The sequence below is a fragment of the Bordetella genomosp. 9 genome (assembly GCF_002261425.1).
Taxonomy (GTDB): Bacteria; Pseudomonadota; Gammaproteobacteria; order Burkholderiales; family Burkholderiaceae_B; genus Bordetella_C.
In genome coordinates, this window is record NZ_NEVJ01000001.1 from 1 (window position 1) to 26,825 (window position 26,825).

At 66.8% G+C, this 26,825-nt stretch carries 24 protein-coding genes; 16 read left to right on the forward strand and 8 right to left on the reverse strand.

Features of this window, described 5'->3' with window-relative positions; translation table 11 throughout:
• The first annotated feature begins 436 nt into the window (after positions 1–436).
• Positions 437–1,636, forward strand: coding sequence for a HEPN domain-containing protein (locus CAL26_RS27975; RefSeq protein ID WP_143277326.1), 1,200 nt, complete (start codon positions 437–439; stop codon positions 1,634–1,636).
• Positions 1,637–1,952: 316 nt separating this feature from the next.
• Here the strand turns inward: CAL26_RS27975 and CAL26_RS00010 are convergent, their stop codons facing one another.
• Genes CAL26_RS00010 through CAL26_RS00030 form a run of 5 tightly spaced genes read right to left on the reverse strand, consistent with a single transcriptional unit; the run spans position 1,953 to position 7,731 of the window.
• The gene (locus CAL26_RS00010) at positions 1,953–4,316 is read right to left on the reverse strand and encodes a xanthine dehydrogenase family protein molybdopterin-binding subunit (RefSeq protein WP_094844928.1); all 2,364 of its coding nucleotides are present in this window, start codon (positions 4,314–4,316) and stop codon (positions 1,953–1,955) included.
• A 38-nt stretch (positions 4,317–4,354) separates the two neighbouring features.
• Positions 4,355–5,005 carry an isochorismatase family protein gene (locus CAL26_RS00015; RefSeq protein WP_094844929.1) on the reverse strand — a complete coding sequence of 217 codons (651 nt, stop codon included), beginning with the start codon at positions 5,003–5,005 and terminating at the stop codon, positions 4,355–4,357.
• Positions 5,002–6,075, reverse strand: coding sequence for a 2,5-dihydroxypyridine 5,6-dioxygenase (locus CAL26_RS00020; protein WP_094844930.1), 1,074 nt, complete (start codon positions 6,073–6,075; stop codon positions 5,002–5,004). Before CAL26_RS00020 ends, CAL26_RS00015 begins: the two co-directional genes overlap by 4 nt.
• A 31-nt stretch (positions 6,076–6,106) precedes the next feature.
• A complete protein-coding gene (locus CAL26_RS00025) occupies positions 6,107–6,958 on the reverse strand; it encodes an alpha/beta fold hydrolase (protein ID WP_094844931.1) in 852 nt (283 codons plus the stop codon).
• Positions 6,955–7,731 (reverse strand): maleate cis-trans isomerase family protein, encoded by a 777-nt coding sequence (locus tag CAL26_RS00030; protein WP_094844932.1) that lies wholly within the window; start codon positions 7,729–7,731, stop codon positions 6,955–6,957. Before CAL26_RS00030 ends, CAL26_RS00025 begins: the two co-directional genes overlap by 4 nt.
• A gap of 273 nt (positions 7,732–8,004) precedes the next feature.
• Between CAL26_RS00030 and CAL26_RS00035 the strand changes: the two genes are divergently transcribed.
• The 4 genes from CAL26_RS00035 to CAL26_RS00050 all read left to right on the forward strand — a co-directional run bounded on the left by CAL26_RS00035 (position 8,005) and on the right by CAL26_RS00050 (position 14,319).
• Entirely contained in the window at positions 8,005–9,162 is a 1,158-nt protein-coding gene (locus tag CAL26_RS00035; RefSeq protein WP_094844933.1) for an FAD-dependent monooxygenase, read from the forward strand.
• 94 nt (positions 9,163–9,256) lie between these two features.
• Positions 9,257–9,820 carry a (2Fe-2S)-binding protein gene (locus CAL26_RS00040; RefSeq protein ID WP_094844934.1) on the forward strand — a complete coding sequence of 188 codons (564 nt, stop codon included), beginning with the start codon at positions 9,257–9,259 and terminating at the stop codon, positions 9,818–9,820.
• Positions 9,817–12,945 (forward strand): cytochrome c, encoded by a 3,129-nt coding sequence (locus CAL26_RS00045; RefSeq protein WP_094844935.1) that lies wholly within the window; start codon positions 9,817–9,819, stop codon positions 12,943–12,945. The genes CAL26_RS00040 and CAL26_RS00045 overlap by 4 nt, the downstream gene beginning before the upstream one ends.
• Positions 12,946–13,002: 57 nt before the next feature.
• Positions 13,003–14,319 carry an MFS transporter gene (locus tag CAL26_RS00050; protein ID WP_094844936.1) on the forward strand — a complete coding sequence of 439 codons (1,317 nt, stop codon included), beginning with the start codon at positions 13,003–13,005 and terminating at the stop codon, positions 14,317–14,319.
• A 56-nt stretch (positions 14,320–14,375) separates the two neighbouring features.
• On the opposite strand, the gene CAL26_RS00055 is transcribed toward CAL26_RS00050, so the two are convergent.
• Together CAL26_RS00055 and CAL26_RS00060 are read right to left on the reverse strand one after the other, a co-directional pair.
• Complete coding sequence (locus tag CAL26_RS00055) at positions 14,376–14,843, reverse strand: MarR family winged helix-turn-helix transcriptional regulator (RefSeq protein WP_094844937.1); 468 nt, start codon at positions 14,841–14,843, stop codon at positions 14,376–14,378.
• Between the two features lie 66 nt (positions 14,844–14,909).
• Complete coding sequence (locus tag CAL26_RS00060) at positions 14,910–15,563, reverse strand: GntR family transcriptional regulator (RefSeq protein ID WP_094844938.1); 654 nt, start codon at positions 15,561–15,563, stop codon at positions 14,910–14,912.
• A 306-nt stretch (positions 15,564–15,869) separates the two neighbouring features.
• Here CAL26_RS00060 and CAL26_RS00065 point away from each other — a divergent pair, with 306 nt between their 5' ends.
• The 4 genes from CAL26_RS00065 (at position 15,870) to CAL26_RS00080 (ending at position 19,171) form a co-directional block, all read left to right on the forward strand.
• Positions 15,870–16,727: a DUF1932 domain-containing protein gene (locus CAL26_RS00065; protein ID WP_094845933.1), complete on the forward strand. Its 858-nt coding sequence runs from the start codon at positions 15,870–15,872 to the stop codon at positions 16,725–16,727.
• 84 nt (positions 16,728–16,811) lie between these two features.
• On the forward strand, positions 16,812–17,780 hold the full coding sequence (locus CAL26_RS00070; protein ID WP_094844939.1) for a Bug family tripartite tricarboxylate transporter substrate binding protein: 969 nt from the start codon (positions 16,812–16,814) through the stop codon (positions 17,778–17,780).
• 55 nt (positions 17,781–17,835) lie between these two features.
• Positions 17,836–18,507 carry an RraA family protein gene (locus CAL26_RS00075; protein ID WP_094844940.1) on the forward strand — a complete coding sequence of 224 codons (672 nt, stop codon included), beginning with the start codon at positions 17,836–17,838 and terminating at the stop codon, positions 18,505–18,507.
• A gap of 121 nt (positions 18,508–18,628) precedes the next feature.
• Positions 18,629–19,171, forward strand: a complete 543-nt coding sequence (locus CAL26_RS00080; RefSeq protein ID WP_094844941.1) for an MOSC domain-containing protein — start codon at positions 18,629–18,631, stop codon at positions 19,169–19,171.
• Between the two features lie 17 nt (positions 19,172–19,188).
• Here the strand turns inward: CAL26_RS00080 and CAL26_RS00085 are convergent, their stop codons facing one another.
• On the reverse strand, positions 19,189–20,148 hold the full coding sequence (locus CAL26_RS00085; protein WP_094845934.1) for a LysR family transcriptional regulator: 960 nt from the start codon (positions 20,146–20,148) through the stop codon (positions 19,189–19,191).
• A gap of 74 nt (positions 20,149–20,222) precedes the next feature.
• Between CAL26_RS00085 and CAL26_RS00090 the strand changes: the two genes are divergently transcribed.
• The 7 genes from CAL26_RS00090 to CAL26_RS00120 all read left to right on the forward strand — a co-directional run bounded on the left by CAL26_RS00090 (position 20,223) and on the right by CAL26_RS00120 (position 26,709).
• Complete coding sequence (locus tag CAL26_RS00090; RefSeq protein WP_094844942.1) at positions 20,223–20,891, forward strand: HAD family hydrolase; 669 nt, start codon at positions 20,223–20,225, stop codon at positions 20,889–20,891.
• 13 nt (positions 20,892–20,904) lie between these two features.
• Entirely contained in the window at positions 20,905–21,924 is a 1,020-nt protein-coding gene (locus CAL26_RS00095; protein WP_256987812.1) for a tripartite tricarboxylate transporter substrate-binding protein, read from the forward strand.
• Between the two features lie 7 nt (positions 21,925–21,931).
• Positions 21,932–23,068 carry a DSD1 family PLP-dependent enzyme gene (locus tag CAL26_RS00100; RefSeq protein WP_094844944.1) on the forward strand — a complete coding sequence of 379 codons (1,137 nt, stop codon included), beginning with the start codon at positions 21,932–21,934 and terminating at the stop codon, positions 23,066–23,068.
• Between the two features lie 97 nt (positions 23,069–23,165).
• Positions 23,166–24,344: an NAD(P)/FAD-dependent oxidoreductase gene (locus tag CAL26_RS00105; RefSeq protein WP_094844945.1), complete on the forward strand. Its 1,179-nt coding sequence runs from the start codon at positions 23,166–23,168 to the stop codon at positions 24,342–24,344.
• Positions 24,341–24,607: a 2Fe-2S iron-sulfur cluster-binding protein gene (locus tag CAL26_RS00110; RefSeq protein WP_094844946.1), complete on the forward strand. Its 267-nt coding sequence runs from the start codon at positions 24,341–24,343 to the stop codon at positions 24,605–24,607. The genes CAL26_RS00105 and CAL26_RS00110 overlap by 4 nt, the downstream gene beginning before the upstream one ends.
• Entirely contained in the window at positions 24,594–25,946 is a 1,353-nt protein-coding gene (locus tag CAL26_RS00115) for an FAD-dependent oxidoreductase (RefSeq protein WP_256987818.1), read from the forward strand. The genes CAL26_RS00110 and CAL26_RS00115 overlap by 14 nt, the downstream gene beginning before the upstream one ends.
• 52 nt (positions 25,947–25,998) lie before the next feature.
• A complete protein-coding gene (locus tag CAL26_RS00120) occupies positions 25,999–26,709 on the forward strand; it encodes an aspartate/glutamate racemase family protein (RefSeq protein ID WP_094844948.1) in 711 nt (236 codons plus the stop codon).
• Positions 26,710–26,825: the final 116 nt, after the last annotated feature.

Here is a 26,825-nt window from a genome sequence, read left to right on the forward strand (position 1 = left end):
CGTCGCAAACCACTCGTCGAGCGGGATGTGCACGCCGTTGCTGCTTGCAGCCAGAGCCGCGCCGAAGGTGGATTTTCCAGCCCCTACCGGGCCCTCGATCAAATGAACTCGAGACATGCTTGACAGTTACTGATTAAGAAACGGACGAGATTATCACGCGACCTCCAACGCCCGTTTCTGGCCGAAAGTAGCCTTCGTCGGACTGCCCGGCTGGCGAACCTGTCTAGCGGAGTCACGCTTTGAGCCCCTAAATGCATGCTGCCGTGCCATTGATGGAAATCGGTGATTAACCATTATGAAAGCTGCAGAATGGTGTCAAGACGGAAGGCTCCACGTTAACCATAGGATACTTTCAGATGTTAGTATGTCGGCCTCTGCACTTCCCGACTTACCGCGCAAGCTTAATGCACTTGCGAGCATACAAGGTCAATGCGAAATGATTGAATGGCTTCCGCGGCTCTCGCATGAAGATCTCTTTGAACAGCAGTTGTGCAATGACGGTCTTATGGAATGGGCGAAAGCCTTGCTGAACGCGCGGCAGAAGGGTTGGGTATCTGCCGCAGAGGAATTGGTCAAGTCCTGTCGGGCACTTGATCAATTTAAAGGTATGAATATTAACTCCGGCTTTATTTCAGCTGGCTATTTTGAGGATGCGATAGTCTCGTGGATCACCTGGTTGGCGCTCCATTGTGGAATGGAATATGCAAGAAATGCTCTTCATTCCTTTTGCAATAGCAAAAGTGTGAAGTGCCAACTCGTGACTTGGGTTCACGGCCCTGTTGTTGATGGTATATATACCCTGGACGACTCGGTTCGATTAATACCAATTGAACAAATGCCACCGTCACGTGAACGCCAGGCGTTTCAGCGTCGGCAGTTCGAGCCTGAGGCGATAACCGGCGGAGCGACTCCCGCCACTGCGATGGTCTCGAATGTTGAAATTCCTACGGCTATTGATCTCGCGCTGCATCAGAGCTTCGATGTGCTGACGTCCACGTTGGAGCACCACTCCAACATCTGCTACCTTATGAACGCTGTTACGGGAGTGCACGCGGTACCCGGAATGGTTAGCACCTATTTGAATCCGTTCGAACACCCCTGGGTCTTTTTTCAGACACGTGGTGGACAGTTCATGCCGATTGACGTCGTTGGTTCGCAGCGCTGCGTTATAGGACGTACTCAGATGGACAGCTTCGTTCTTCTAATCAATGAGTGGATTCATCGAAGCGCGAGCGAGAAACAGCGCCTACTAACAGTTTTGAGGAGATTGGCTCAGGCCAAGCGCAGATCGGATCAAAGCGATAAGATTCTGGATCTCTGCATCGCACTCGAGATGTTGCTATTAAGTGAGAACAAAACAGAACAATTATCCCTGAGTTTCCGTGTTCGAGGCGCCTGGCTATTAGGAAAGGACGCCGCGGGTCGTAAAACAATCTATTCGAATCTTAAGCAGCTATATACTGCACGTTCTAAAGTCGCTCACACCGGCAGGATAGAAACGGGGTTGCAAGAAAAGATGCGTGACTCGCTATCACAATCGTTTGAGATAGCGGAAAAATGCTTTAGATTCGTCCTGAGCAATGGGTTCACGATAAATTGGGACTCGATCATTCTTCAAACGGATACAGAACACTAGCGCATAGCCTGCCATGCAGGCCCCACGCCGCGTAGAGTAGTGTAGCGACACCTACGTGTGCCGCACAAATTTCAATCTCTTGTGAGCTGAAAGGCCACGCAGTTGCGGTGGTCTGCGCGCCAATGACAGCTATTGGCCGAAAGCAGAAGCTCGCCCTAGTTCGTCCGCCGTCGGGACCAGGCCCGAAAGTTCGTCGCGCATGGCGAGAAGGTCGGCATCGCTCGTACCAGCATGTCAGCATGGCAAGTTAGGCCAGCACCAAAAACACTCGGCCTTCCTTATGGCTGGGCAGCGTTTAATCTCACACCGCCGTCATTCAGCGCGCCAACAGCACGGCTCGCACCGCGTCCGCCGTGAAAGGCGCTTCGTAGAAGCGCCTACCGGTCGCGTCGAACAATGCATTGGCGATAGCGGCGGGGCCAGGTACCGACGCGGATTCCCCGGCGCCCATCGGCGGTTCGTCCTGGCGGGGCATTAGCAGCACGTCAATCTCCGGCAGCTCCTTGAAACCGATGATCGGGTAGCCGCCCCATTCCCGGCTGGCCACGCCCGCCGCATCGAAATCCACTTTCTCCAGCAGGCAGCGGCTGAGCGTCTGATTGACGTTGCCATGAATCTGGTGGCGCACGCCATCGGGGTTCACGATCATGCCCGTGTCCTGGCCCACCACGACGCGCGTCACGCGGATGCGCCCGGTGGCTGCCTCTACCCGTAGGTCGATGACCCAGGCTGCCCACGCCGCGCCGAATCCCGGAAACTTGCTGTGCACATACCGGGCGTACGACACACCGCGTCCGTGCAGCATACCGTCGGCATCGGGCTGGCCCCGTGACCCGCTAGCGCCCGTCTGCCATCCCGCTCGGCTGGCGGTGGCGTCGATGAGGGCGCTGGCGCGCGGGTCGTCCAGATGCCGCAAACGGAACCGGACCGGGTCTTCGCCCGCGACGTGCGCCAGTTCGTCGATCATGCAATCGTGCGCGAAGGAATTGGGCAAGGCCGACACGCCGCGCAGCCATGACGAGCGCACCAGCGGCGGCATGTCGTGGCAGACGATGCGGCGCTTGGCGTAACGGTAGGGCGGGACGGCGGTGCGGTCGCCCATCTCCAAGGTGCGAGGCTCGCCCGATACAGCGCCCGTCAGGAGCAGCGCCAGCAAGGGCGCGTCGTTGGACGGGTAGCGCACGGCGAAGTCATAGGCCAGCAGCTCGCCCTGCGCATCCATCGCCGCGCTGACGTCCATCAACTGGCCTGTGCCCTTGGGTTCCCATTGGTGTTCCTGTTCACGCGTGAGCTGCACGCGTACCGGCGCGCCCACGGCCATGGCGAGCAGCGCCGCGTCGGCGCAGACGTCGTCGGCGCAATTGCGGCCGTAGCAGCCAGCTGCCTCCATGCGGATCAGGTCGATCTGGCCTTCACCCAGTTTCAGCAGGCGGTCCAGGTCGGTGCGCAGCATGTGCGGGTTCTGCGTGCCGGTCCATACCGTCAGCCTGCCCTCACGAAAATCCGCTACCGCGCAGGACGGGCCGATGGACGCGTGCATCTGATAAGGCCACACATAGCTGCGGCGCAGTAACGTCGTGGAGGAATCCGCCGCCAGCGCGGCATCGACATCGCCATCGTCGATCAGCGTTCGCGCACGGGCGGGGTGGGCGCGTATGGCGGCGGCCAGATCGTCCAGGCGAGGCGCGGGCGGCACCGGGCGCCAACGCACCTTCAGCGCGCGCATGGCGGCAATGGCCTGCTCTTCGCGGTCGGCCACGACGCCGACGAAGTCGCCTTGCGTCACGACCTGGACATTGCCGGGCAGGTGCGCCACGGAGTCGGCGTCCACGTCGATGAGGCAGCGGCCGATGAAGTCGCCCGCGTCGCGTCCCGGGTGGGGCGGCCGGATCACGCGGCCGTGGCGCATGCCAGGCACGCGCACGTCGTGCACGAAGCTGAGTTCACCGGTGGCCTTGGCGGGGATGTCCACGCGCGCCACGCCGTGGCCGACGATGCGGTATTCGCTTGCGGGTTTCAGGCGCACCGGTTGATCCTGAGCGGCCAAGGTTAGCCGGACGTGTTGGCCGGCGATGAGGTCGCCGTAGTGCAGTTGGCGTGCGGGGCTATCAAGGGCGGTGTTGTCGGCGGCGTTGGTGGTGGCATCGGTGCCGGCGTTGGCGTCAGCGGCCACGGACACCACGCCGTCACGCACGCACAGCGCGTCTCTGGGCAGGTTCCATCGCCGCGCCGCGCGCTCCAGCAGGTATTCTCGCGCCTGCGCAGCCGCGCGGCGCAGCGGCACGGCTGAGATCTGGATGCTGGCGCTGGCGATGGTGGGCCCCTGGTTCGGGGTGGCGTTGGTATGGCCCAGCACCATGTCCAACCGTGCCAGCGGTATGTCGAGTTCCTCCGCAACAATCTGCGCCAGCGCCGTGCGGATGCCGGTGCCCAAGTCCACGTGGCCGTTGAAGGCCAGCACGCGCCAACCAGACGTCGGCGCGCCACGGCTGTCCACCTCGTCATCGGCGGTACCCACCACGGCAACGAATATCTCGGGCGTGGGCTGCACATAGTCCGACGCCGACCCCGGCTGACCCGGTGCGGGGCGTGGCGGAGCGGACGGCTCGCGCACGACCAGCAAGGCGTCGGGATGCGCAAGCAGCGCGGCGTAAAGATGCTGGGGCGCGGGCAGGTTCATGGCGGGCAGGATAGTGCCGATGGACGATTATGCCGGCGTCAGCGCGTATCGGCCATCGCCTGCGCCAAGGGCATCACGGCGGCGTACTTCTGCGCCATGTCGAACAGATTGGCGTCATGCGGCCCCAACGCCCGGTCACCGCAGCAATCGGCCACGACCAGCGGCCGAAAGCCCGCCTGCATCGCATCCACCACGCTGGCGCGGACGCAGCCGCTGGTGACGCAGCCGGCCACCAGCAAGGTCTGTACGCCGCGTTGCGCCAGCCACGGCGCCAGCATGGTGCCGAAGAACGCGGACGGCGTGCTCTTGCGCACCACGTATTCACCCGGCATGGGGGCGAGTTCCGGGACGATGGCGCTGTTGTGGCTGTGCTCTTTCAGCGCCAGCATCGCGGGCACCTTGATGCAGAAGATATTGCTGTCGGCGTCGTCGTCCGCAAACACGATGCGGCTGTGCGCCACGGGCCAGCCGCGTTCGCGGGCGTGGGCCAGCAGGTGGCGCGTCTGCGCGATGGCGGGCGCGATGTTGCCCCCGCCCAATACGTCCGGGTCCGCAAAGCCGTTGACGAAGTCCACGATCAGCAGGCCATAGGGCGGTTTCAGCGGCAAGGGCGTGCCGAAGCCCTGGCGTGCATAGGCGGAGATGTCACCGGCGGCGGGGGGCGCCGCATTCGGGGGGGAAGACGTCATGGCGCGTCCTTGCGGCGGGCGGCGCGCGCCAGCCCGGGTTCGTCCTGCACCACGCCGTTGACAACGACGGGCGTGCCGTCCAGCGCCACAGTGCAATGGCGCATGGGAATATCGATGTGGCAGGCGGTGTTGCGGCTGCCGCCCGCTTCGTTGTTCGGGCCCATGGACCACAGGAAGTTGCCCTCGAAGGCGCGGGCGTCCATGCCGATATGGGCTTCCTTGTTGTAGTGCGCCAGCATGGACCATTGCGCGCGCGGCTGCAGTCCCCAGCCGATATGCGACACGGCATAGGCTTCCGGATCCTCGTATGCGGCCATGTATTCCTTCAGGATGTCGGCCTGCACGCCGCCTTGGATGCGCGTGACGTAGCCGTTTTCGATGACAAGCTCGATGGGGTCGGTGACGTAGTCCTTCATGGGCAGCAGGATGTCGCCGCGGTCCAGCACCACGCGGCCATTGCTGTGGCCTTCATTAGGCCAGGTCAGCACGAAGCCGCTGGGCCAGTGGTCCCAACGGCCGGGCTCGTCCACGAAGCCATATTCGGAGATGGCGGGAAATTCGCCCAGCGCGCAGCGCAGGTCGGTGCCCGCGTCGGACGTGATGTGCATCTGCCGCGCCGCTTCGATCCGGTGCGCGGCGGCCCGTACGCGCTCACGGTCGGCAGCGGTGGGCACGAGCCGGCACAGCACCTCGGGCGGTTCGATGGCCAGCAGGATCTTGGTGCCGGTTTTCAGGATGTCGTGCTGTTCGTTCGAGAACAGCAGCGTCATCAGGTCCAGCACCAGATCGCTGGCGTTCAGCGCGGCGATGGCGGCCGGGTTGCCGGTCAGCGGCGTCGTGCCCAGATACGCCAGCGCGTCGCGGCTGATGGACTTCTCGGCATTGACGGGCGGCAGGTCCAGCCGGTTGACGCGCGCGCCCATGTCGCTGGCGGCGGTGATGGCGCAGCGCAGGGTTTGCGGATGCGTATCGGCGCCGGTCAGTACGGTGACGATCTGGCCCGCTTCCAGCCGGGACAGCGTCAGCACCTGTTTCCAGGCGTGGATCAAATCGATGTCGCTGACGGACATGTGGATCTCCTTGGCAGTTCGGAGGGACGCTTCAGTGAAGCGCGCGGCCCAGGAAGTCGCCGAAGGCAGCGTAGAAGCCCGCCTCGTTGTCCCAGGGAATCATGTGGCCCGCAGCGGGCACGCGCACGTGCCGCGTCTGCGGCGCCAGGCCCTGCCATTCGGCAACATCGTCGTCGCCCACGACGCCGCCTTTTTCCGCCGTCATCAGCAGCATCGGCACGTGGATGCGGGGCAGGTCGGCATGGATGTCGTCGCGGCCGAAGTCTTCGAAGCTCCGCACAATGGCCGGTTCATGGCACGTGTGCAGCCACTCTGCGCGCAGCTGGCGCTGCGCGTCGGTCCAGGTGGGGCAGAACGCGCGCATGTCCTCGGCCGACATGCCTAGGGTGGCCTGGCGGATGGAGTCGACGTACCACGCCAGATTCGCCGGGTAGGCGCGCCGGCCGGGGCCGGAGACCGGCGGGTCGACGATCGCCAGGCGCTCGAGACCGGCCGGTGCGCTGCGCGCGGCGCGCACGGCGATGCGTCCGCCCATGGAATGGCCGAGCAGCGCATACCGGGTCAACCCCAAGGCCTGGGCGAAGGCGATGACATCGGCCGCCTGCGCGTCCAGGCTGTAGTCCAGACCCGGGCCGGATGACGACAGGCCGCGTCCGCGCACGTCGAGCACATAGGTGTCGAACTGCCGACCGAGCCGTTCGCCGACGAAGCCCCAGGTCACGGCCGGGCTGGTGATGCCGGGAATGACGATGACGGCGGGGTGCTCGGCGCGTCCGGCCGACGCGCCGCCGTAGCGCAGATAGTGCTGGCGGATGCCGTTGGCGTGGACGTTGCCGCCGTAGAGGTAGGTGGAGGCGGGATGGGTAGCGGTGGCGTGCGTCATTGTGCGGCCTTCGAATAGGGGTATGCACCCGACAGCAGCGCGCCGGCGCCCGGTACGACCGGGTCCAGGCCCAGCGCTTTCAGGATGGCGTAGGTAGTGGCGATGGAGGCCGTCAGCACAGGCTTGCCGGTTTCGGCTTCGACTTGCGCCACGGCGGGCAGCGACGGCATTTGCACGCAGGCCGACAGCACGATGACGTCGGCATCGGCCACGTTCATGCCGGCGACGATCGCGGGCAGCCTGGCCGGGTCGTGGCGGCCCACTTCCAGGTTGTCCGGAATTTCCAGCGCGCGCCAGTCCACGATCTCGAACCCTTCGGCGGCGATGTAATCCATGACGAGTTCAGTCAGCGGCACCATGTAGGGCGCCACCAGCGCGATCTTCCTGGCGCCCATCACGTGCAGCGCGTCCACCAGCGCCCCGGCGCTGGTGATGACGGGGGCCGATGCGCCGTTTTCCGCCGTGCGTTCGGCCAGCCGCTTTTGCGATACGCGGTGATAGCCACGCCCCATGGCCATGATGGCGACCAGGCAGGCGTAGCCCAGGACGTCGACCCGGGCGTCGCTCAGTTCCAGCGCGCAGCGGTCGCTTTCGGCGTCCATGGCGGCCAGTTCTTCCTTCTGCACCTTTTTCATGCGCATGCGGCTGGAATGGAAGGTGAAGCGGTCGCTCGGGCGCAACGAGGAATGTGCCCGCAGCATGGCGGGCACTTCGGTTTCCATCGTGGTGTTGGAACTGGGAACGATCTGGCCAATTCGAAATGTCTTCGCCATGCGGAGCGCCTTGTGAGTAAAAGTCGGACCTAGGGTTTCCGATAAATTTAAAAAAGGTGTATACGCTCTATTCTTGCAAAGAGCGAAGCAGATATCCAGCCCGATTTCCGTAGTGGTTTTCACCTAATTCAGTGAAATTCGGCAGGATTTTGGTGATCTGTTTAAGGGTGTGCGCTTCGCCACCCAGTCGGTGCCGTCAAAAATAAAGCGTGTACACGCTAATTATCTGCCAGCAGAATTCAGGTTCATCACCATCCAGCAAGGAGAAGTTCCGTGTCTACATCCCCTCGTATCGCCGTCGTCGGCGCGGGCCTTGGCGGCGCCGCCACCGCCGCGCTGCTGCTCAAGGACGGGCTGAATGTCCGCGTCTATGAGCAGGCGGCCGGTTTTTCGCGGCTGGGGGCGGGGATCCACGTCGGGCCCAATGTCATGAAGATCCTGCGCCGTATCGGCATTGAGGACGCGCTCAATGCGCAGGGTTCGCACCCGGATTACTGGTACAGCCGCCACTGGGAAACCGGCGACATCCTGGCGCAGATTCCACTGGGCGATTACGCGGTCAAGCAATATGGCGCGTCGTATCTGACCGTGCACCGTGGCGACTTCCATGCCTTGCTGATCGACGCGCTGCCCAAGAGCGCCGTGGTCTATGACAAGAGCCTGACGCGGGTGGAAGACCGGGGCGACGTCGTCGTCATGCACTTCGCCGATGGCACGTCGGAAGAAGCCGACATCGTGATCGGCGCCGACGGCGTGAATTCCCGCATCCGCGAAGAATTGTTGGGGCCCGAGCCGCCCAAGTATGCGGGCTACCTGGCGCATCGCGCCGTATTCCCCACGCCGCAGGTCAAGGCGGGCATGCTGCCCTTCGATGCCTGCGTGAAGTGGTGGAGCGACGACCGCCACCTGGTGACGTACTTCGTCACCAGCAAGGCCGACGAGCTCTACTACGTCACTGGCGTACCCGTGGAACACTGGGACTTGAACGACCGTTGGCTGCCCAGCAGCAAGGCCGAAATGCGCGAAGCATTCAAAGGCTGGCATCCCACCGTGCAGGCGCTGATCGACGCCACGGTGGAAGTCACCAAGTGGTCGCTGCTGGAGCGCGACCCGCTGCCGCTGTGGAGCCGCGGCCGTCTGGTGCTGCTGGGCGACGCCTGCCATCCCATGAAGCCGCATATGGCGCAGGGCGCGGCCATGGCCATCGAAGACGGGGCCATGCTGGCGCGCTGCTTCAAGGAAGCGGGTGTGCACAATCACGAGCTCGCGTTCGCGCTGTACGAGGCCAACCGGGCCGAACGCGCCAGCAAGGTACAACGGATTTCGCACGACAATACCTGGCTGCGCACCAACGAAGACCCGTCGTGGTGCTTCGGGTATGACGTGTTCAACGAACCGCTGGTGGACGCAAAACCCCGGGCTGCCGCTTGATGGGTGTCCGCTGAAGGGGTTTGCCCTTGCCCTTGCCCCTGCCCGCCTCGCGGCGACTTTCATATCCTCCGAATCGTCCATTTGCGCCACGCCCATGGAATCGCCCGTCAACTCAAGCAATCGGCCGCCTTCGCTCCGGCTGAGCGTCAACGCCAGCGCGGTCGATGTGTCCGCCGCGCCGGGCACGGCGTTGCTGCACGTGCTGCGCAACGATCTGGGGCTGAATGGCCCCAAGTTCGGTTGCGGCCTGGGCGAGTGCGGCGCGTGCACGGTGTTGATCGACGGCGTGGCGGCGCGTTCCTGCGTCATCCCGATCAAGGCGGTGCAAGGGCGCGAGGTCACCACCCTGGAAGGTCTGGGCACGTGCCAGCAGCCCGGCGCGACGCAGCAGGCCTTCATCGACTGTCAGGCGGCGCAATGCGGCTACTGCCTCAATGGCATGATCATGACGGTGGAAGCGCTGCTGCGGCGCAATCCCAACCCTTCTGACGACACGATCCGCCGCGAACTGCATCACAACCTGTGCCGCTGCGGCACGCATGTGGAAATCATGATGGCGGCGCATCGGGCGGTGGAGCTGCGGGCGCAACGCGAAACCGGCGTGCCGGCAGCGGTGCCCGAGTCCCCGCCCTGCCAGGCGGGCGAGTGCGCGCGATGAGCGGGTTCTCGGTGGGTATGTCCACGGGGGCATCGGGTTCGCTGACCGAGCTGCCGGCCGACTTGCTGCATGGCGTTGCCTTGCGTCCGCCCGAGGTCTTGTGGGACGGTGCGCGTTATCGGGGCAGTGCGCTGCTAGGCGTGCAGCAGGACGCGGCGCAGGGCCAGCCGGGCGTGGCGGCCGTGGTGCGGCACAAGCATTTCGCGGGCGTGGTCGCGGTGACGCCGCTCTATGCGCGGCAGGCTGCGTTGGCGCTGGCGCCTGAATGGCAACGGGCGAAGCCGGACCCGGAACTTCATGGCGATGAATCGCCGAAGGGGGACGAGCGCTCGGACGCGTTCGTGGATACGCCGTCGGGGGTGTCCTCGGACACCGATCCCATACGCTACACGCTGAGCGCCCAGCCCGCCGCCGCCGCCGGCACGCAGGTGGTCGCGTGGTCGCTGAACGGTCGTACCCGCGTGTGGCTGCCAGCCTGCTCGCCCGACACGCAAGCGTTGATCCGGCAAGAACTGTCGGCATTGCTGGAGCAGCCGTTGGCCGCGATCACCGTCACGGTGGGCGGGCAAGGCCTTGCGAATGACGCGTCGCGGGGTGGCGGCGCGAACGGCGCGAACGGCACGAACGGCGCGATCGGCGCGGCTGCCGACCGGCACGATGCCTGTCATCCCATGGACCTGATGGACGCCGCCGCCGATGCCGCGTTGTTGTCGCAGGCAGTGGGCAGGCCGGTGTCGGTGGCGTGTGTCGCGGGCGAGTCCGATGAGCGGATTTTGGGCGTCAGGTCGGGACTGCTTCCCGATGCGCCGCACATGGATGCGACCTCGCTCCATGCGCAGATCCCGGACGAGAACGTTCCCCATCCCGTCACCGGCGGCGCCGGCGCTGCTCTGACATCCCGGTCGCCGTGGGCGTTGCGGCCCAGCCTCGCGCGGCTGTTGAGCCAACCCACGCACGCCAGCGCCGCCGCGCACGCAACGCTGTGCGGCAGCATGCCGGTGGTCTCGGGCACGCACGCGCGCCCGCCGCTGCGCGCCAGCGTGCAAGAGCTGAACGCCGCGCAGGTGTTCGCCGAGGAAAGCTATTGGCACGAACAGGCGCAAGCCCAGGGCCATGACCCGCAGGCGTGGCGGCTGTCTCACCTGCCGCCGGGCAGGGGGCAAGATCTGGCGCAGCAGGTGGCTGCGCGGGCGGCGCAGGTCGCGGGCAAAACGGCGCCGGCCGCGCGGGCAGCGCAAAGCGAGCCGGATGGCCTGCTGCGAGGCACGGGCTTTGCCACCGCGCAGGTCCAATGCGTGGACGAGACCGGCTCCGCGCGCACGGTCTGGACCGCATGGGTGGCCGAGGTGGCCGTGCAACCCGATACGGGCCGTATCGACGTCACGCGCATCGTGGCCGGGCATGACAGCCAGCACCTGCGCACGGCGCAAGGCGCACCCATCGATACACGTATCGACGCGCCCGATCATCCTCGCATCGACCATCAAGCCCCGTGGATGCTGGACAGCGCCCGCCGCCTGCTTGCCGAGCCCGCCGCGTTCGATACCTGGACGAGTCCTGCGCGGCCCTCGCCGAACGTCGCCGCCGGCGCGCTAGAAAAGCGGGACGAACACCGCGACCTGAGCCGCGCGGACTCCGCCGCCATGCGCATCGCGCAAGGCAGTCTGGACGTTGACGGTGTGGTGACTTTGCCCGCCTCGGCGGCCATCGCCAACGCCATCCACGATGCAACCGGCGTGCGCCTGCGCCAAGTGCCTTTCCAGGCCGAGTCCTTGCGACGCGCGTTGGCCGGGCAGGCCCGCGTGCGCAACCCCATGTCGCGCGGATGGAAGTGGCTGGCGGCAGGCATGGCAGGATTGGCGGGCGTTGCCGTGGCCTTGTGGCCGATGAAGCCGGCCTTGCCGTTGACCCCCGGACCCGACGTTTCACTGTATTCGGCGAGCGCCATCGAGCGTGGCCGGCTTGTCGCCGCCGCGGGCGACTGCATGGCCTGCCACACGGCGGCCGGCGGCAAGACCAATGCCGGGGGACTTGCGCTGGACACCCCCTTCGGCGTCATCTACACCACCAACATCACGCCCGACAACGACACGGGCATCGGCCGCTGGTCCTATGCGGCCTTCGAACGCGCCATGCGCCAGGGCGTGCACCAGGACGGCCGCCAGCTCTACCCCGCGTTTCCGTACACGGCGTACGCCAAGCTCAGCGATGCGGACATGCAGGCACTGTATGGCTACCTGATGTCGCAACCGGCCGTGAAGGCCGAGCCGCCCAAGACGCAACTGGCGTTTCCATTCAACATGCGTCCGCTGCTGGCCGGCTGGAACGCGCTGTTTCACGATGCCGCGCCCTTCACGCCCGACTCCACGCGCAGCGCAGCGTGGTTGCGTGGCGCGTATCTGGTGGAAGGCGCGGGCCATTGTTCCGCCTGCCACACGCCGCGCAATCGCCTGGGCGCGGAGAAGACCGGCGTGCACTATCTGGCGGGCGGAGAGGCCGAAGGCTGGACCGCGCCCGCCTTGAACGCGCTTGCCAGCGGCCCGCGCGCGTGGAGCAGCGAAGAACTGTTCCAGTACCTGCGGACCGGTTACGCGCCAAAACATGGCGTGGCCGCGGGGCCGATGGCGCCCGTGATCCACGGCCTGGCTGAATTGCCGGATAGCGACCTGCGGGCCATCACGACGTATCTGATGGATTTGCCGAACCAAGGCGGGGCGGCCGCGTCAGTGTCCACATCGGCACCCGCATCGGCACCGGATACCGCCACCCTTTACGCCCTGCAAGCCCGCCACGCCAACGGCGAACGGGTCTATCAGAACGCCTGCGCGGCCTGCCATGACGCGGGCAGCGGTCCGACCCTGTTCGGCGCGCGGCCCTTGCTGGGCGCGAACACCAACGTCCACGCCGCCACGCCGGACAACCTGATCCAGGTCATCCTGCATGGCATCCAGGATCCGGCCGAGGATGCCTTGGGCTACATGCCCGCCTTTCGCGACAGCCTGAACGATGCGCAGGTGGCGGACCTGGTGGGCTATCTGCGGCAACGTTTCGCGCCTGGGGAGCCGGCTTGGCCCGATCCCACTGCAACCATTGAACGGCTACGCGACTTCTCGGAGCAGCATTAGGAACCACGGACACAACACGTGCAACTTCAACGACGATCACATCAAGGGGTTTTATCTATGTCAGCTTCATTGGTTTCCGTGGACAAAGCGATACAGGCGGCGGGGGTCGGCACGTTCCAGTACCGGCTCTTCGTGATATTCGGCCTGGTGTGGATGGCCGACGCGATGCAGGTGCTATCCATCGGTTTCAGCGCGCCGTCCATCGCCAAGACCTTCGGCATCACCGTGCCGCAAGCGCTGCAAAGCGGCACGTTCTTTTTCATCGGCATGCTGATCGGCGCGTTTGCGTTCGGCCGTCTGGCCGACCGCATCGGACGCCGCCCCGTGCTGATGGCGGCCGTCGTCATCGACGCCTGCGCGGGCGTGGCTTCGGCCTTCGCGCCCGAGTTCACGTGGTTGCTCTTCCTGCGCTTCCTGACCGGCATCGGCGTGGGCGGCACCCTGCCGGTGGACTACACGATGATGGCCGAATTCCTGCCCAGCGACCGCCGTGGCCGCTGGCTGGTGCTGCTGGAATCGTTCTGGGCCGTGGGCACCATCCTGCTGGCCGTGCTGGCGCTGGCCGCCGTGGCCTGGGGCGACGATGCCTGGCGGGTCATCTTCTTCGTGACGGGTCTGCCCGCGCTGATCGGCCTGGTGCTGCGCTTCTATATTCCCGAATCGCCGATGTTCCTGAACCGCAACGGCAAATCCGATCAAGCACGCAAGGTGCTGGAGCGCGTCGCGCGCGTCAACCGCAGCAATGTCGACGTGCCGCATCTGCAACCGGAAACGCCCGCGCATGCGTCGATGTTCGCGCTGTTCTCGGCCAGCCACCGGCGCCGCAGCATCGGCCTGTTCCTGGCGTGGGCGCTGATCTCCATCGCGTACTACGGCGTTTTCGTCTACCTGCCGATCAAGCTCAGCACCGCGGGCTTCGCCTTCATGCGCGGCCAGGAATTCCTGGTGCTGCTGGCGCTGGTGCAACTGCCCGGCTTTGCGCTGTCCGCCTACGGGGTCGAACGCTGGGGCCGCAAACCCACGCTAGTCGGATTCCTGATCCTGAGCGCGGTCGGCTGCATGCTGTATAGCCTGGGCACGTCGCCCGCCTTGGTGATCGGGTCCACCCTGTTGATGAGCTTCTCGCTCCTGGGCACCTGGGGCGCGCTGTACGCCTTCACGCCCGAGGTCTACCCCACCGACCTGCGCGCCAGCGGCATGGGCCTGGCCGGCGCGGTGGCGCGTTTTGGCGGGCTGTTCGCGCCGGCCATCATCGCGCCCATCATGACCAGCCACTTCACGCTATCGCTGGTGGTGCTGTCCAGCATGCTGGTGGCGGGCGCCATCGCAATCTGGTCGGTGGACGTGGAATCGCGCAACCGCGCGTTGGATTGACAGGGCAGGGGCGCGCGCCCTTTGCTTTCACCAATGTTGACGGCGACGAACCGGCCTTATGCCGGTTCGTCGCCGTTCAGCATTTTGGTCAACAGAAAATCCAGCGCCAGCCGCTCGGCCGGGTTCAGGTTGCCATACGTGCTTTCGGTGATCTGCATGGCGAACGGCTCCATCTCTTGCACCAGCGCCTGCCCGGCAGGCGTCAGGTTGATGACGACCTTGCGCCGGTCAACGGGGTCGTGATCCACCTTCACCAATTCGCGCTGCTTCAACCGGTCTACGACCCCACGCACGGTGGCCTGGTCGATCACCGTGGCCTTGACCAGGTCCGCAAGCGAACTCGCCCCGTGATCCCGAACCGAACACAACACGACGAACTGTGCGGCGGTGAGCTGGGAATCGGGTATGTACTGCTGGAATAGGGCGGTATGCCGCTGATAGACACGCCGCAGCAGGTGCCCTATCTGATCGGAAAACAAATAGCGATCCTTGGTGGACGAGGATTTGCCTTTTACGTTGCGCATAAGCCTATCCGAAGCAATGCTGTAAATATGATGATTATTGTCAACGGTACACGCTTTGTGCGGGGCCTATTGAGTACCCGCCGCGCGTGCCTTCATCAGTCGCCGGCGCGTCATGCTCAGGTGCAGCTGCATGATGTCATGCGCCAGGGCGCCATCGCGATCCTGGACGGCCAGGGTCAGGTCCTGGTGATGGCTCAGGCTCTGCTGCATTTCATCGCGGCTGTACAGGTGAAAGGAGCGGATGACGATGGGCATGTCGATCATCGTGGCCAGGATGGATTGCAGGCGGTGCGAGCCGCTGGCTTCCAGCAGGGTGTGATGGAAGACGCGATTCGCGGCTTGCGTCGCGTCCGCCATGCCGGCGCCGCCGGCCTTGATGGCCTTGGCCATTTGTTCGTTGCTTTGCATGAGCGTGGCCAGCGCATCGTCGCTGCGGCGCTCGGCGGCCAGTTGGGCGCAGAACGGTTCGAGCCGCAGCCTGAGCTGGAATACTTCCTCGATATCCCATTCGGTCCAGGCGGCCACGTGCACGCCTCTTCCCGATTCGGCCACGGCCAGGCCGTCTTCCACCAGGCGCCGCAGGGCGGCGCGTACCGGCGTGCGGCTGATGCCGAAGGCGTCGGCCAGGGGTTCTTCCTTCAGCTGCGTACCCGGCTTGTATTGGCCCGCCAGGATCCGGTGCTTGAGGGTTTCGTAGGCTAGGTGCGAATCGCTGGCCATGGTGTGTGCAGCCGTGCGTGTGGAAAGGAATAAGAGTGGGCGTTGCCGGCGCCGCGCCGGGCGCGATGTCGCGCAGGCTAACACAGGATGCCGTTGCCGGCCGGTGCGCGGGAGCGGCGCGACGGGATAGATTGTTTTTTAACTGTATTTTTTGACGCACCGGTGTCCGGCGTGAACGTCGGGCGAGCCGAGGCGTGTAGCGCCATATTTTGTGCAGTCGCACATAACAACCTAAGGGTTTACCAGCATTGGCGGACATCCATCGCTGCACCCACAATGGCGCCTATTGTATTTTTTTTGTACATCATGGACATCACCATCATAGGTGGCGGGGAAGTGGGTCGGTGCTACGCCGACAGTCTGGGAGACGCGGGCCACCGCATCCTGGGCATCTGCGACACCCGCCCGTCGGAGACTTTGAATCAGTACTGCGAGGCCAAGGGCATCCCCCTGCACGACGACCTGGGCCCCTGGCTGGGCCAGGCGCAGGTCGTGATCAGCGCGGTTTTCGGCTCGGTGGCGCTGGACACCTGCGCCCGCGCCCTGCCCTACGTGGCGGACGGCGCGCTCTATGCCGACTTCACCACGGCCAGCCCGCAGGACATGCGCGCCGCGGCCGAGCTGGCGGCCGGCGATAAGGTCGTGTTCGCGGACGTCGCCATCACCGGCGCCATCAGCCTCGGCAAGGGCAAGACCCCGCTGCTGTGCGCGGGCCCTGGCGCGGCGGCGATTGAAACCTTGATGCGCGGCGCGGGCGCGCCCATCCAGCAGGTGGGCACGCAGGCGGGCGACGCCGCGACCTTGAAGCTGCTGCGCAGCGTGTACACCAAGGGCTGCGAGGCGCTGGCGGTGGAATGCCTGGTGGCAGCCGAGGCCAAGGGCCTGCGGGAGGATCTGTATCGCGTTTTGCAGGACCTCGATCAGCAATCGCTGCGGGTGTTCCTGGAAATGCTGGTGCGCACCCACGTCGTGCACGCCCGCCGCCGCCTGGTCGAAGTGCGGGAAGCCACGCGCCAACTGGAGCTCGACGGTTTTTCGCCCCGCGTCATGCCGGGCGTCGCCGCGCTGTTCGAGCGCACCGCCGCCGCGCTGGACGGCACCGAGGACGCCACGTCCGTGGCGTCCAGCCTGCGCTGGCTGGAGCCGCTGGCGCGACGGGAATGATCGACATGCCCTGAGCCTTGAGCCCCGCCCCCGATCGGGCTGGGCCGCAATCCAAAGAACAAGCAAACCGAGAGGACGACAACCATGAAATACCCCGCATATCTCGCGGCATGCGCCGCCCTGGCCTGCGCCGCCAACGTGGCGAGCGCCGCCGACCTGGGCTCATCGCCCATCACCCTGATTTCGCCTTTCCCGCCAGGCGGCGGCACCGACACGCTGACGCGCATGCTCGGCGCGGCGGTGGCGGCCGACACGGGCTGGAACATCGTGGTCGAGAACAAGCCCGGCGCCGGCGGCAACCTGGCGCTCGATTCGGTCGCACGAGCGAAGCCGGACGGCCATACCCTGGTCATGGCGCAGACCGACAACGTCGTGCTGAACCCGTGGCTGTACAAGAAGCTCACCTACGACACCTTCAAGGATTTCAAGCCGGTCGTGCTGGTGGCATCGTCGCCGAGCGTGTACGTGACCATGCCCAAGTCGCCGTATCGCACGGTCGACGACGTGGAGAAGTTCGCCAAGAAGAATCCCGGCCGCCTCTCCGTGGGCGTGCCCGGCGTGGGTTCGAGCGGCGACCTGATCAGCCAACTATGGCGCAAGGAGGCCGGCATCGACATCATGACCGTGCCGTATCGCGGCTGGGGCCAGGCCTTCCCCGACCTGTCCAGCGGCCGGATCGACATCTACAACGGTTCCGTCGCCACGCTGCTGTCGCAGATCAAGGGCGGCGCCGTGCATGCGATCGGCGTCGTGGCGGACCAGCGTTCGCAATCCCTGCCTGACGTGCCCACCTTTGTCGAGAAGGGGTACAAGAAGATCGACCAGACCATCTGGTGGGGCTTGATGGCGCCAGGGCAGACACCCGACGACGTCGTCCAGCAGTTGAATACCGCGGTGAACAAGGCCATCTCCAAGCCCGAGTTCCAGGCGAAACTGCGCGACGCGGGTTATCAGGCGCTGGGCGGCACGAGCGCCGATTTCGCCAAGCGCTACAAGCAGGACTATGACGCCTTCGGCGCCGTCATCACCGAGTCCGGCATCGAGAAGCAATAAGCGTCTGGCGCCGCGCGCCCGATCCGGACCGTCCACCGAACAAGGAATGAAAGCGATGATAGGTTTTTCGATCCATGCCCGCCAGCGTGCGGTGTCCGCCCAGACCGTGGCGGATTTTCGTGGCCTGCCCGTGGCCAATGTCAGCGACGTGATGTCGCGCATGCCGGCCGGCGGGCCGACCCTGCGTCCCATGCACGATGGCACCTATATGGCCGGACCGGCGCTGACCGTGCGCTGCCGGCCGGGCGACAACCTGCTGGTGCACAAGGCGCTGGACCTGGCGCAGCCGGGCGACGTGATCGTGGTCGACGCCGGCGGCGACCTGACCAATGCCATCATCGGCGAGATCATGGTGGCCTATGCGATCCGCCGGGGCCTGGGCGGCATCGTCATCCATGGCGCCATCCGCGATTCGGCCACGCTGCGGCGCGGCAGCTTCCCGGTGTTCGCCGCGGGCGTCACGCATCGCGGTCCCTACAAGGACGGCCCGGGCGTGATCAATGGGCCGGTGGCGCTGGCCGGCATGGTGATAGAGCCCGGCGACCTGGTCATCGGCGATGACGACGGGCTGCTGTGCGTGCCCTACGGGCAGGTTGACGAGGTGCTGGCGGCCACGCGCGAGAAGCATCACGTCGAAGAAAAGATGATGGCGGACATCGCCGCGGATCGGCTGGACACGAGCTGGATCGATGCGCGGCTGAAGGCCCTGGGGTGCATGGGCGTCTGATCGGGTCGGCGGCGGGCCGGTCATCTCATCGGCCCGCTGGCCCGCCGGCCACGTCGCCGGCGTACATCTTCCAGTCATGTAAGGCTTCTACAATCGGCGCTTCCGCCCGATGCCTCGTCCCATGACCGCCCACGTCACCGCCGTCAGCGCCAGCCCGGCGCATGCATTCTCGAAACAGGTCCTGCCTTCCATCGCGCTGGTTGCCGGCTACGGCGTGCAGGACGACGCGCATTATGGGATCACGGTCCAGCATCGCTCGCGCGTGGCGCGGGATCCCACGCAGCCGAACCTGCGGCAGGTGCATCTGATCCACAGTGAGCTGTTCACCGAACTGGCCGGCAAGGGGTTCGAGATCGAACCGGGCCAGCTCGGCGAGAACATCACCACCGTCGGGATAGACCTGCTGGCCTTGCCGGTGGATACCGTCCTGCATATCGGCGAGCAAGTGCGCCTGCGCGTGACCGGCTTGCGCAATCCCTGCATCCAGCTGGATACCTATCGGCAAGGCCTGACGGCGGCGGTACTGGATCGCGCCCCCGATGGCAGCCTGGTGCGCAAGGCCGGGGTGATGAGCGTGGTCCTGACCGGCGGGACGGTGCGGGCGGGCGAAGCGATACGCGTGGTCCTGCCGGCGGAGCCGCATCAGCCGCTGGAAAGGGTCTGAACGTCCGCTAACGTCCGCTAGCGCCGCGTTGGCGTTCGTTTGGCCGCAGGCCGTCCGCGTGGCGGCGCCTGTTTGCCGATGCGATGCTCCAGGAATTCGATCAAGGCCTGTACCCGCGCGGTGCGTCCGATGCGCGTCGGCACCAGCATCACGATGGGCGCGCTGTCGAACTCCCAATCGGCCAGCACGCGAACCAGCCTGCCGGCGGACACCGCCTCCGCGGCATCCCATTCGGATCGCAACACCAGTCCCAGCCCTTCTTCGGCCCACTGCCGCGCGACCACGCCGTCGTTGGTGGAGTAGGCCGGCGCGATGCGCAGGGTTTCCTGTTCGGCGCGCCGCTGCCCGCGTCCGGCGCTGCGCGGACGCACGTGCCACAGGGTGACGTCCTCATTGTTCTCGCGGATGCAGATGCAGCTGTGTCGGACCACGTCGCGTGGCGTGCGGGGCACGCCATGGGTGCGCAGGTAGGCGGGGCTGGCGCAGAGCCAGCGTTCGTTGGAGGCCAGGGTACGCGCGATCCACGATGAATCGCGTACCGCGCCGATATGGATGATGGCGTCCGCATCGTGCCTGTCGGGCCAGGGCGTCTCGCGCAGCTCGAGCTCCAGGCGCAGGGCAGGATGCGCCCTGGCGAACTCGGCGATCAGGGGCGCGATGTGTTGGCGTCCGTAGCCGAACGGCGCCGAGACGCGCAGCGTGCCGGTCAGCTGGCGGGCGTCCTGCTGCAGCGAATCGCACAGGCTGTCCAGTTGCGCGAGCATCGCGCTGGCGTCGCGGGCGAAACGCTCGCCTTCGGCCGTCAGGCTCAGCCGTCTGGCGGTACGCGAAGCCAGCGTCACGCCCAGCGCGGCCTCCAGTTTCCGCAGCCTGATCGACAGGGCCGGCGGCGTGACGTCGAGCGCGCGCGCGGCGGCGCTCAGCGACGTTCCGTTCAGCAATGCCGCCGCCAACCGCAGGTCTTCGATCTGGACCATCATTAAATGGTGTTTAACGATTGATGTGGAAGGATTAAACCACGGCGCCGGTTCCGGAAGGTAGAGTGCGGCTCATGAACACGACCTCCATCCCCACCTATCCGCGTGCGGTGCTGTTCGATCTGCTGACCGCGCTGCTGGACTCCTGGACCGTCTGGAACGCCGCCGCCGGCTCGGAGGAGCAGGGCCGCGCATGGCGCGCCCGATATCTGCAGCTGACCTACGGCTGCGGCGCCTACGAGCCCTATGAGGAGCTGGTCCGCCAGGCGGCCCGCGACACCGGCCTGCCCTTGTCGGCGCCGGCCGCGCTGGAGGCGCACTGGGACGAACTGCCGCCGTGGGACGGCGCGCGCGAGCTGCTGGCCGCGTTGCGGCCGCACTGCAAATTGGCTGTGGTGACGAACTGCTCCCGCGTGCTGGGGACGCGGGCCGCGGCGCTCATGGGTATCGATTGGGATGTCGTGGTGACGTCCGAAGAGGCCGGCTTCTACAAGCCAGATCCGCGTCCTTACCGGATGGCGCTCGATCGATTGGGGATCGAGGCGCGCGATGCCGCTTTCGTCGCGGGGTCGGGCTACGACATGTTCGGCACCGCGGCGGTCGGGCTGCGGACGTTCTGGCACAACCGCGTGGGACTGGCATTGCCGGCGGGCGCGAGGGAGCCGGACGCCCAGGCCGCGACCCTGGCGCCGGCCTTGCCGTGGCTGCAAACCCTGCATGCAACCCCACCCGTATCATCCTGACCAGGAGCCGGCCGTGATTCGTATCCCCCTGACTCGCACCCGCCTTGCGCGCGACTCGATCGCCGTCGCCGCGCTCGCGTTCGCCGGCCTGCTGGCCGCGCCGGCCCTTGCCCAGGCGCCGGCGGCTGCCTTTCCGCAGCGTGCCGTGACCCTGGTCGTGCCGTTTCCTCCCGGTGGGCCCAGCGACGCGCTGGCGCGCGGCTTCGCGCAGCAGATGGGCAAGCGCCTGGGCCAGGCCGTCGTGGTCGAGAACCTGGCGGGCGCGGGCGGCACCATCGGGCTGGCCAAGGTGGCCAGGTCGGCGCCCGACGGCTATACGCTGGGCTTCGGCACCATAGGCACGCATGTGGCGAATGTCGCCCTGTACAAGAAGCTGCCCTACGACCCGATCGCGGATTTCCAGCCGGTCGGCCTGGCCGGTTCCGCGCCCATGCTGCTGCTCGGCAAGGCCAATCTGCCCGCCAGCAACCTGAGGGAGTTCGTCGCCTGGCTGGGCGCCAACAAGGACGGTGCTTCCTACGGCAGCGCCGGCGTGGGGTCGATTTCGCACTACGGCTGCGTGCTCCTGCTGGCGTCGCTGAAGGCCAATGTGACCCACGTGCCGTACAAGGGCGTGGCGCCCGCGATGAATGACCTGATGGGCGGACAGACCGACTTCATGTGCGACCAGACCACGACGGCATTGCCGCAGGTCGCCGGGGGCAAGATCAAGGCCCTGGCGGTGCTGTCGTCGTCGCGGCTGCCGCAGCTGCCGAACGTGGGCACGGCGAGCGAGGCGGGCTATGCGCTGGACGTGCGGGCCTGGAACGCCATCTTCGCGCCGCGCGGCACGCCCGCGCCGGTCATGGCGCGCCTGACCGAGGCATTGACGGCGTCGGCGGCGGATCCGGATTTCCGTAAACAGATGCAGGGCGTGGGCGTCGACCTGCCGTCCGGCGCCGGCGCGGCCCCGGACGTCGTGACCGGCCTGATCACGCGCGGTTTGCGCGACGACGTTCCCGCGCTCAAGGCCAAGGTCGATACGCTGGATTAATGCACTCATGAACGCCACTTTGAACACCATCGATACGCCCGCCGCTATCATCGATCTGCCGCGCGCCATGCGGAATATCCGGCGCATGCAGGACCGCATGGATACGCTGGGGGTCGCTTTCCGGCCTCACGTGAAGACCTCGAAGTGCGACAACGTCGTCCGCGCGCAGGTGGACGCGGGCGCGCGCGGCATCACCGTGTCCACGCTCAAGGAGGCCGAGCAGTTCTTCGCCGCCGGCATCGAGGACATCCTCTACGCCGTCGGCATGGCGGCGCATCGGCTGCCGCTGGCGCTGGCGCTGCGCCGCCGCGGATGCGACCTGACCATCATCACCGACAGCGTGGTGTCCGCGCGCCAGATCGCCGAGTTCGGCCGTGGCCAGGACGAACGGTTTCCCGTGCTGATCGAAGTCGATACGGACGGCCACCGGTCTGGGCTGCATCCTGACAGCGACGAGTTGCTGGAGGTCGCGGCGGTGCTGCATGAGGGCGGCATGCAGGTCAAGGGCGTGATGACCCATGCCGGATCGAGCTATGAACTGAACACGGCGGAAGCCTTGGCGGCGCTGGCGGAGCAGGAACGCGCGGGGTGCGTGCGCGCGGCGGAACGGGTGCGGGCCGCCGGTATTCCGTGTCCCGTGGTCAGTGTCGGCTCCACGCCCACCGCGCTGAGCGCCACGGACCTGCACGGCGTGACGGAAGTCCGGGCCGGCGTGTACGTGTTCTTCGACCTGGTCATGCACAATGTCGGCGTGTGCGCCATGGACGACATCGCCTTGAGCGTGCTGGCGACCGTGATCGGCCACCAGGCGGAAAAAGGCTGGGCCATTGTGGACGCCGGCTGGATGGCCATGAGCCGCGACGTCGGCACGTCGAAACAGCAGCGCGACTACAAGTACGGCCAGATCCGCGGCATCGACGGGCAAGCGGTCGACGGCTACCTGCTGGTCGGCGCCAACCAGGAACACGGCATCGTCGCGCGCGCCAGCGGCGCAGACGACGACATCGTCACCCGCTTTCCCATCGGCACGCGCCTGCGCATCCTGCCCAACCACGCCTGCGCCACGGGCGCGCAGTTCGAGCACTACCAGGCGCTATCGGCGGACGGCACGCTGGAAGCCTGGGGCCGTTTTCACGGGTGGTGACCGGCCCTTCTCTATAATCATCGTCCTGCTTTTCCGTGCTCAACGGCGTTGAGAATATTTGAGAGCCCTTGAAGTAGTAAGGGATGAGTAGCAAGCGATGATTCTGAGTGGTGGCGCCAGCACGCGTATCGTCATCATCGGCGCGGGCATCGTCGGCGCGTCGGCGGCGTATTTTCTGCGGCGGGCGGGCTGCGACGTCACGGTGCTGGATGCTTCGACGCCGGCGGCCGGGGCGTCGGGGGCGTCGGATGGCCTGGTGTCGGTGGGCAGCAAGAAGCCCGGCTTCCTGATGAACATCGCCCGCCATGCGCGCGATTTCTACGTCGAACTGGAAAGCGACGGGCTGCTGCGGGGACTGTTCCAGCAGCGCCCGACTTTCCTGTTCGCGCGCAACGAGACCGAGGCGGAGATCATGGCCTTGCACGGGCGCGACCTGCTGCAGGCCGGCGTACGGGTGGAAAGCCTGGACGGCGCGGCGTTCGCGCGTGCGGTGCCGGGTGTGTCGCCCGCGATCGTGGCTGCCCTGGCGGTGCCCGACGACGGCCACGCGCTGGGCTACGAGATCGTCGATCGCATGCTGAAGCAATCCGGCGCACGCGTGGTGCGGCAGGCGCCCGTACGCCGCATCAAGGCCGAGCGCGGGCGGGCCGTGGGCGTGGCGACCGATGCCAGCGACTACGACGGCGACGCGGTGCTGATCGCCGCCGGCCTGGGGTCCACCGCGCTGGTGGGCCTGGGCGACATCCTCATTCCCCGCAAAGGCCAGATCATCATCACGGACCGGGCGAGCGACAACGTCGCCGCCTTCGCCGGGCCGCTGATGTCCGCCGCGTACTTGGCCGCGAAACGCAATGCCGATGCTTCCAGGCGCGACCCGGTCAGCTTGGTGATCGATCCGCTGAACACCGGACAACTATTGATCGGCGGCACGCGCGAGGACGGCCTGGCGGACCGCGAGACCACCGTGAACCACGTGTCGCGCATCCTGCGGGAAGCGCTGGCCGTCTATCCACCGCTGGAGCGGCGTCGCGTGATACGTACGTTTTCGGGTGTGCGCACCGCCAGCGTCGATGGCCTGCCTATCGTCGGCAGGCATCCCATGATCGAAGGGCTGACGATCGCCACCGGATTCGAAGGCGACGGCATCTGCCTGGGCCCGCTGATGGGCCGCTTGGCCGCCGACATCGCGCTGGGCCGCGGCTGCGACCTGGATATCGACGCATTGTCCCCGGCGCGCTTCGCCGCCGCAGCCGCCGCGGCCGGAGCCCGACCATGAACCACTTCCACTGGAACGAAACGGCGATTCCATTCCGTCCCGGCGAAACGGTGGCCCTGGCCTTGCGGCGCGCCGGCATCGAAGCCTTCGGGCCCGCCGCTGGCGGTCAACAGGCCCGCTACTTCTGCGGCATCGGGCAATGCCAGGCCTGCCTGGTGTCGATCGACGGCGGTGCCGCGGTCGAGGCCTGCCTGACACCGGCGCGGCCCGATGCGGTCGTCGCGCCGGGCGCGTTCCAGGGAGAGCGGCATGTCGGCCCATGACGACCGGCACGGCGCGGGCACCCCGGCCGGCATCGACGTACTCGTGGTGGGAGCCGGCCCCGCCGGCGTCAGCGCGGCGATCGAAGCGGCCAGGCGCGGTGCGCGGGTCTTGCTGGTGGAGCAGCGTCCCCACGCGGGCGGCGCCATCCACCGCGCCGCGCATGACGGCGGCCCCAGCGCCGTGCCCATGCCGGCACGGCACAAACGCAATTGGGCCAGGCTGCTGCGGCAATTGGCGGCGCTGTCCGATCGTATCCGCCTGCTGACGTCGACCGTGTTCCTGGGTATCGATGGCGACGGCGTGTGCATGCTCGACAACCGTGCCGCTGGCCAGGTGAAGCTGGTCCGGGCGCGGGCCGTCATCTACGCCATCGGCGCCACCGAGCGCGCGCCGCACATCCCCGGCTGGGAGCTGCCTGGCGTCGTCACGGCCGGCGGCCTGCAGGTGCAGATGAAGGAAAGCGGCCAGGCGCCGCAAGGCCGCATCCTGGTGGCCGGCAATGGCCCCCTGCCGCTGGCCCTGGGCGCGCAGCTGGCCGCGCTGGGCAACGCGCCGGTCGCGGTACTGGAGGCCGCCGCCCCCTGTCGCAACCTTTGGCGCCGGCCGTTCGCGGCGGCGGGCCTGGCGGCAGGCCTGGCGGCAGGCCTGGCGGCGGGTCCCAGGCAATTGCTGGAGGCCGCCGGCTATTTCCGGCGCCTGCGCGCGGCGCGGGTGCCTTACCGGACGGCCGTCGCCGTCAGCGCGGTCAGCCGCGTGGACGGCGCGCTGCGGGTGCGCACCCAGGGCCCCCGCGACGCGACGCGAGACTACCAGGTCGACGTGCTGGTGCTGCACGCGGGGCTGGCCCGCAACGATCGAGGCATTCCGCGCGGCGATCTGCACGGGATCGTCATCGCCAGCGCGGGCGATTGCCATCGCGTCCTGGGCGCCGATGCCGCGCTGGGCGAAGGCCGCCGCGTGGCCGCGATGGTCATGGCCAGGCTCGCCGGCGCGCCCCCGCGCGCGCCCAGGCGCCTGGCCGCCGAGGTGTTCCAGGAATCGATCTGGCGCCTGTACGAAAACCCCCGGCCGCCCGTGGATGGCGATACGATACTTTGCCGTTGCGAAGGCGTGACCGCCCGCGATCTCGCGGCCCGGGACCTGCATTCCGGACGCGAGACCAGGCTGGTCGGCCGCGTCGGCATGGGCCTGTGCCAGGGACGCTATTGCGCCCATGCCGCGACCCGGGCGGGCGACGAGGCGAACGCGCTGACGCTGGCCGAGATCGACGGCGATGTCCCCCGCTGGCCCATCCGCCCCGTTTCCGTGAAGGCGCTGGCCGACGCCGGGGATCTATGAACGAACGACAGCGCCGCGCCTGCCCATCCGACTCCACTCCATCCGGTCCGCCATGACTTCCAACCCGACTTCCCGCCCCGTCGTCCACGGCCTGACGCTGGGCGTGCTCATGCTCGATACCCGTTTCGTGCGCTTCCCCGGCGAGATCGGCAACGGCGCGACCTGGTCGGTACCGCTGCAGTACAGGATCGTGCGCGGCGCGACGCCGGAGCGCGTGATCCAGGACCGCGGCCGCGGCCTGCTGGATCCCTTCGTCGACGCCGCGCTGGAACTGGTCGACCTGGGCGTGCGCGGCATCACCACCAGTTGCGGCTTCCTGGCCCTGTTCCAGCGCGAACTGAGCGAGCGGCTGCCGGTGCCGGTGGCGACCAGCTCCCTGCTGCAGGTGCCCATGGTCGCAAGCATGCTGCCGGCCGGCCGGCGCGTCGGCATATTGACCATCGATCGCCAGTCCCTGACCGGGGCGCATCTTGCCGCCGTCGGCGTCGACCCCGCCACGCCCATCGTGGGCATGCCGGACGACAGCCTGTTCCGCCGCGTCTTCACCGATCGCGCGGGCCCGGACGAGGCCGATTACGCCGTCCTGGAAAGGGAAATGGTCGACGCCGCGCGTGCGCTCATGGCCCAGCATCCGGACGTGGGCGCGATCGTCTGCGAGTGCACCAATATGCCGCCCTTCGCCGCCGCCGTGCGCGCGGCGACCGGCGTGCCGGTATTCGACGTGGTGGGCATGCTGAAGTGGTTCATCGGCTCGTTGCGGTAGGCGGGCGTTTTTAGGGTTTGCCCGCATTGCCGCCGGCCTCCTGGCCGGCAGGGTAGGCAATTCGGCAACGTCCGGGCCATCGGATGCCAAAATCCCCGCGATTTCCGGGCCTCCGG

Excerpts from the sequence above, each read along its gene's own strand:
- CAL26_RS27975 (WP_143277326.1), top strand. The coding sequence starts at position 437 with ATGATTGAATGGCTTCCGCGGCTCTCGCATGAAGATCTCTTTGAACAG.
- CAL26_RS00010 (WP_094844928.1), bottom strand. The coding sequence starts at position 4,316 with ATGAACCTGCCCGCGCCCCAGCATCTTTACGCCGCGCTGCTTGCGCAT.
- CAL26_RS00015 (WP_094844929.1), bottom strand. The coding sequence starts at position 5,005 with ATGACGTCTTCCCCCCCGAATGCGGCGCCCCCCGCCGCCGGTGACATC.
- CAL26_RS00020 (WP_094844930.1), bottom strand. The coding sequence starts at position 6,075 with ATGTCCGTCAGCGACATCGATTTGATCCACGCCTGGAAACAGGTGCTG.
- CAL26_RS00025 (WP_094844931.1), bottom strand. The coding sequence starts at position 6,958 with ATGACGCACGCCACCGCTACCCATCCCGCCTCCACCTACCTCTACGGC.
- CAL26_RS00030 (WP_094844932.1), bottom strand. The coding sequence starts at position 7,731 with ATGGCGAAGACATTTCGAATTGGCCAGATCGTTCCCAGTTCCAACACC.
- CAL26_RS00040 (WP_094844934.1), top strand. The coding sequence starts at position 9,257 with ATGGAATCGCCCGTCAACTCAAGCAATCGGCCGCCTTCGCTCCGGCTG.
- CAL26_RS00045 (WP_094844935.1), top strand. The coding sequence starts at position 9,817 with ATGAGCGGGTTCTCGGTGGGTATGTCCACGGGGGCATCGGGTTCGCTG.
- CAL26_RS00050 (WP_094844936.1), top strand. The coding sequence starts at position 13,003 with ATGTCAGCTTCATTGGTTTCCGTGGACAAAGCGATACAGGCGGCGGGG.
- CAL26_RS00055 (WP_094844937.1), bottom strand. The coding sequence starts at position 14,843 with ATGCGCAACGTAAAAGGCAAATCCTCGTCCACCAAGGATCGCTATTTG.
- CAL26_RS00060 (WP_094844938.1), bottom strand. The coding sequence starts at position 15,563 with ATGGCCAGCGATTCGCACCTAGCCTACGAAACCCTCAAGCACCGGATC.
- CAL26_RS00065 (WP_094845933.1), top strand. The coding sequence starts at position 15,870 with ATGGACATCACCATCATAGGTGGCGGGGAAGTGGGTCGGTGCTACGCC.
- CAL26_RS00070 (WP_094844939.1), top strand. The coding sequence starts at position 16,812 with ATGAAATACCCCGCATATCTCGCGGCATGCGCCGCCCTGGCCTGCGCC.
- CAL26_RS00075 (WP_094844940.1), top strand. The coding sequence starts at position 17,836 with ATGATAGGTTTTTCGATCCATGCCCGCCAGCGTGCGGTGTCCGCCCAG.
- CAL26_RS00080 (WP_094844941.1), top strand. The coding sequence starts at position 18,629 with ATGACCGCCCACGTCACCGCCGTCAGCGCCAGCCCGGCGCATGCATTC.
- CAL26_RS00085 (WP_094845934.1), bottom strand. The coding sequence starts at position 20,148 with ATGGTCCAGATCGAAGACCTGCGGTTGGCGGCGGCATTGCTGAACGGA.
- CAL26_RS00090 (WP_094844942.1), top strand. The coding sequence starts at position 20,223 with ATGAACACGACCTCCATCCCCACCTATCCGCGTGCGGTGCTGTTCGAT.
- CAL26_RS00100 (WP_094844944.1), top strand. The coding sequence starts at position 21,932 with ATGAACGCCACTTTGAACACCATCGATACGCCCGCCGCTATCATCGAT.
- CAL26_RS00105 (WP_094844945.1), top strand. The coding sequence starts at position 23,166 with ATGATTCTGAGTGGTGGCGCCAGCACGCGTATCGTCATCATCGGCGCG.
- CAL26_RS00110 (WP_094844946.1), top strand. The coding sequence starts at position 24,341 with ATGAACCACTTCCACTGGAACGAAACGGCGATTCCATTCCGTCCCGGC.
- CAL26_RS00115 (WP_256987818.1), top strand. The coding sequence starts at position 24,594 with ATGTCGGCCCATGACGACCGGCACGGCGCGGGCACCCCGGCCGGCATC.
- CAL26_RS00120 (WP_094844948.1), top strand. The coding sequence starts at position 25,999 with ATGACTTCCAACCCGACTTCCCGCCCCGTCGTCCACGGCCTGACGCTG.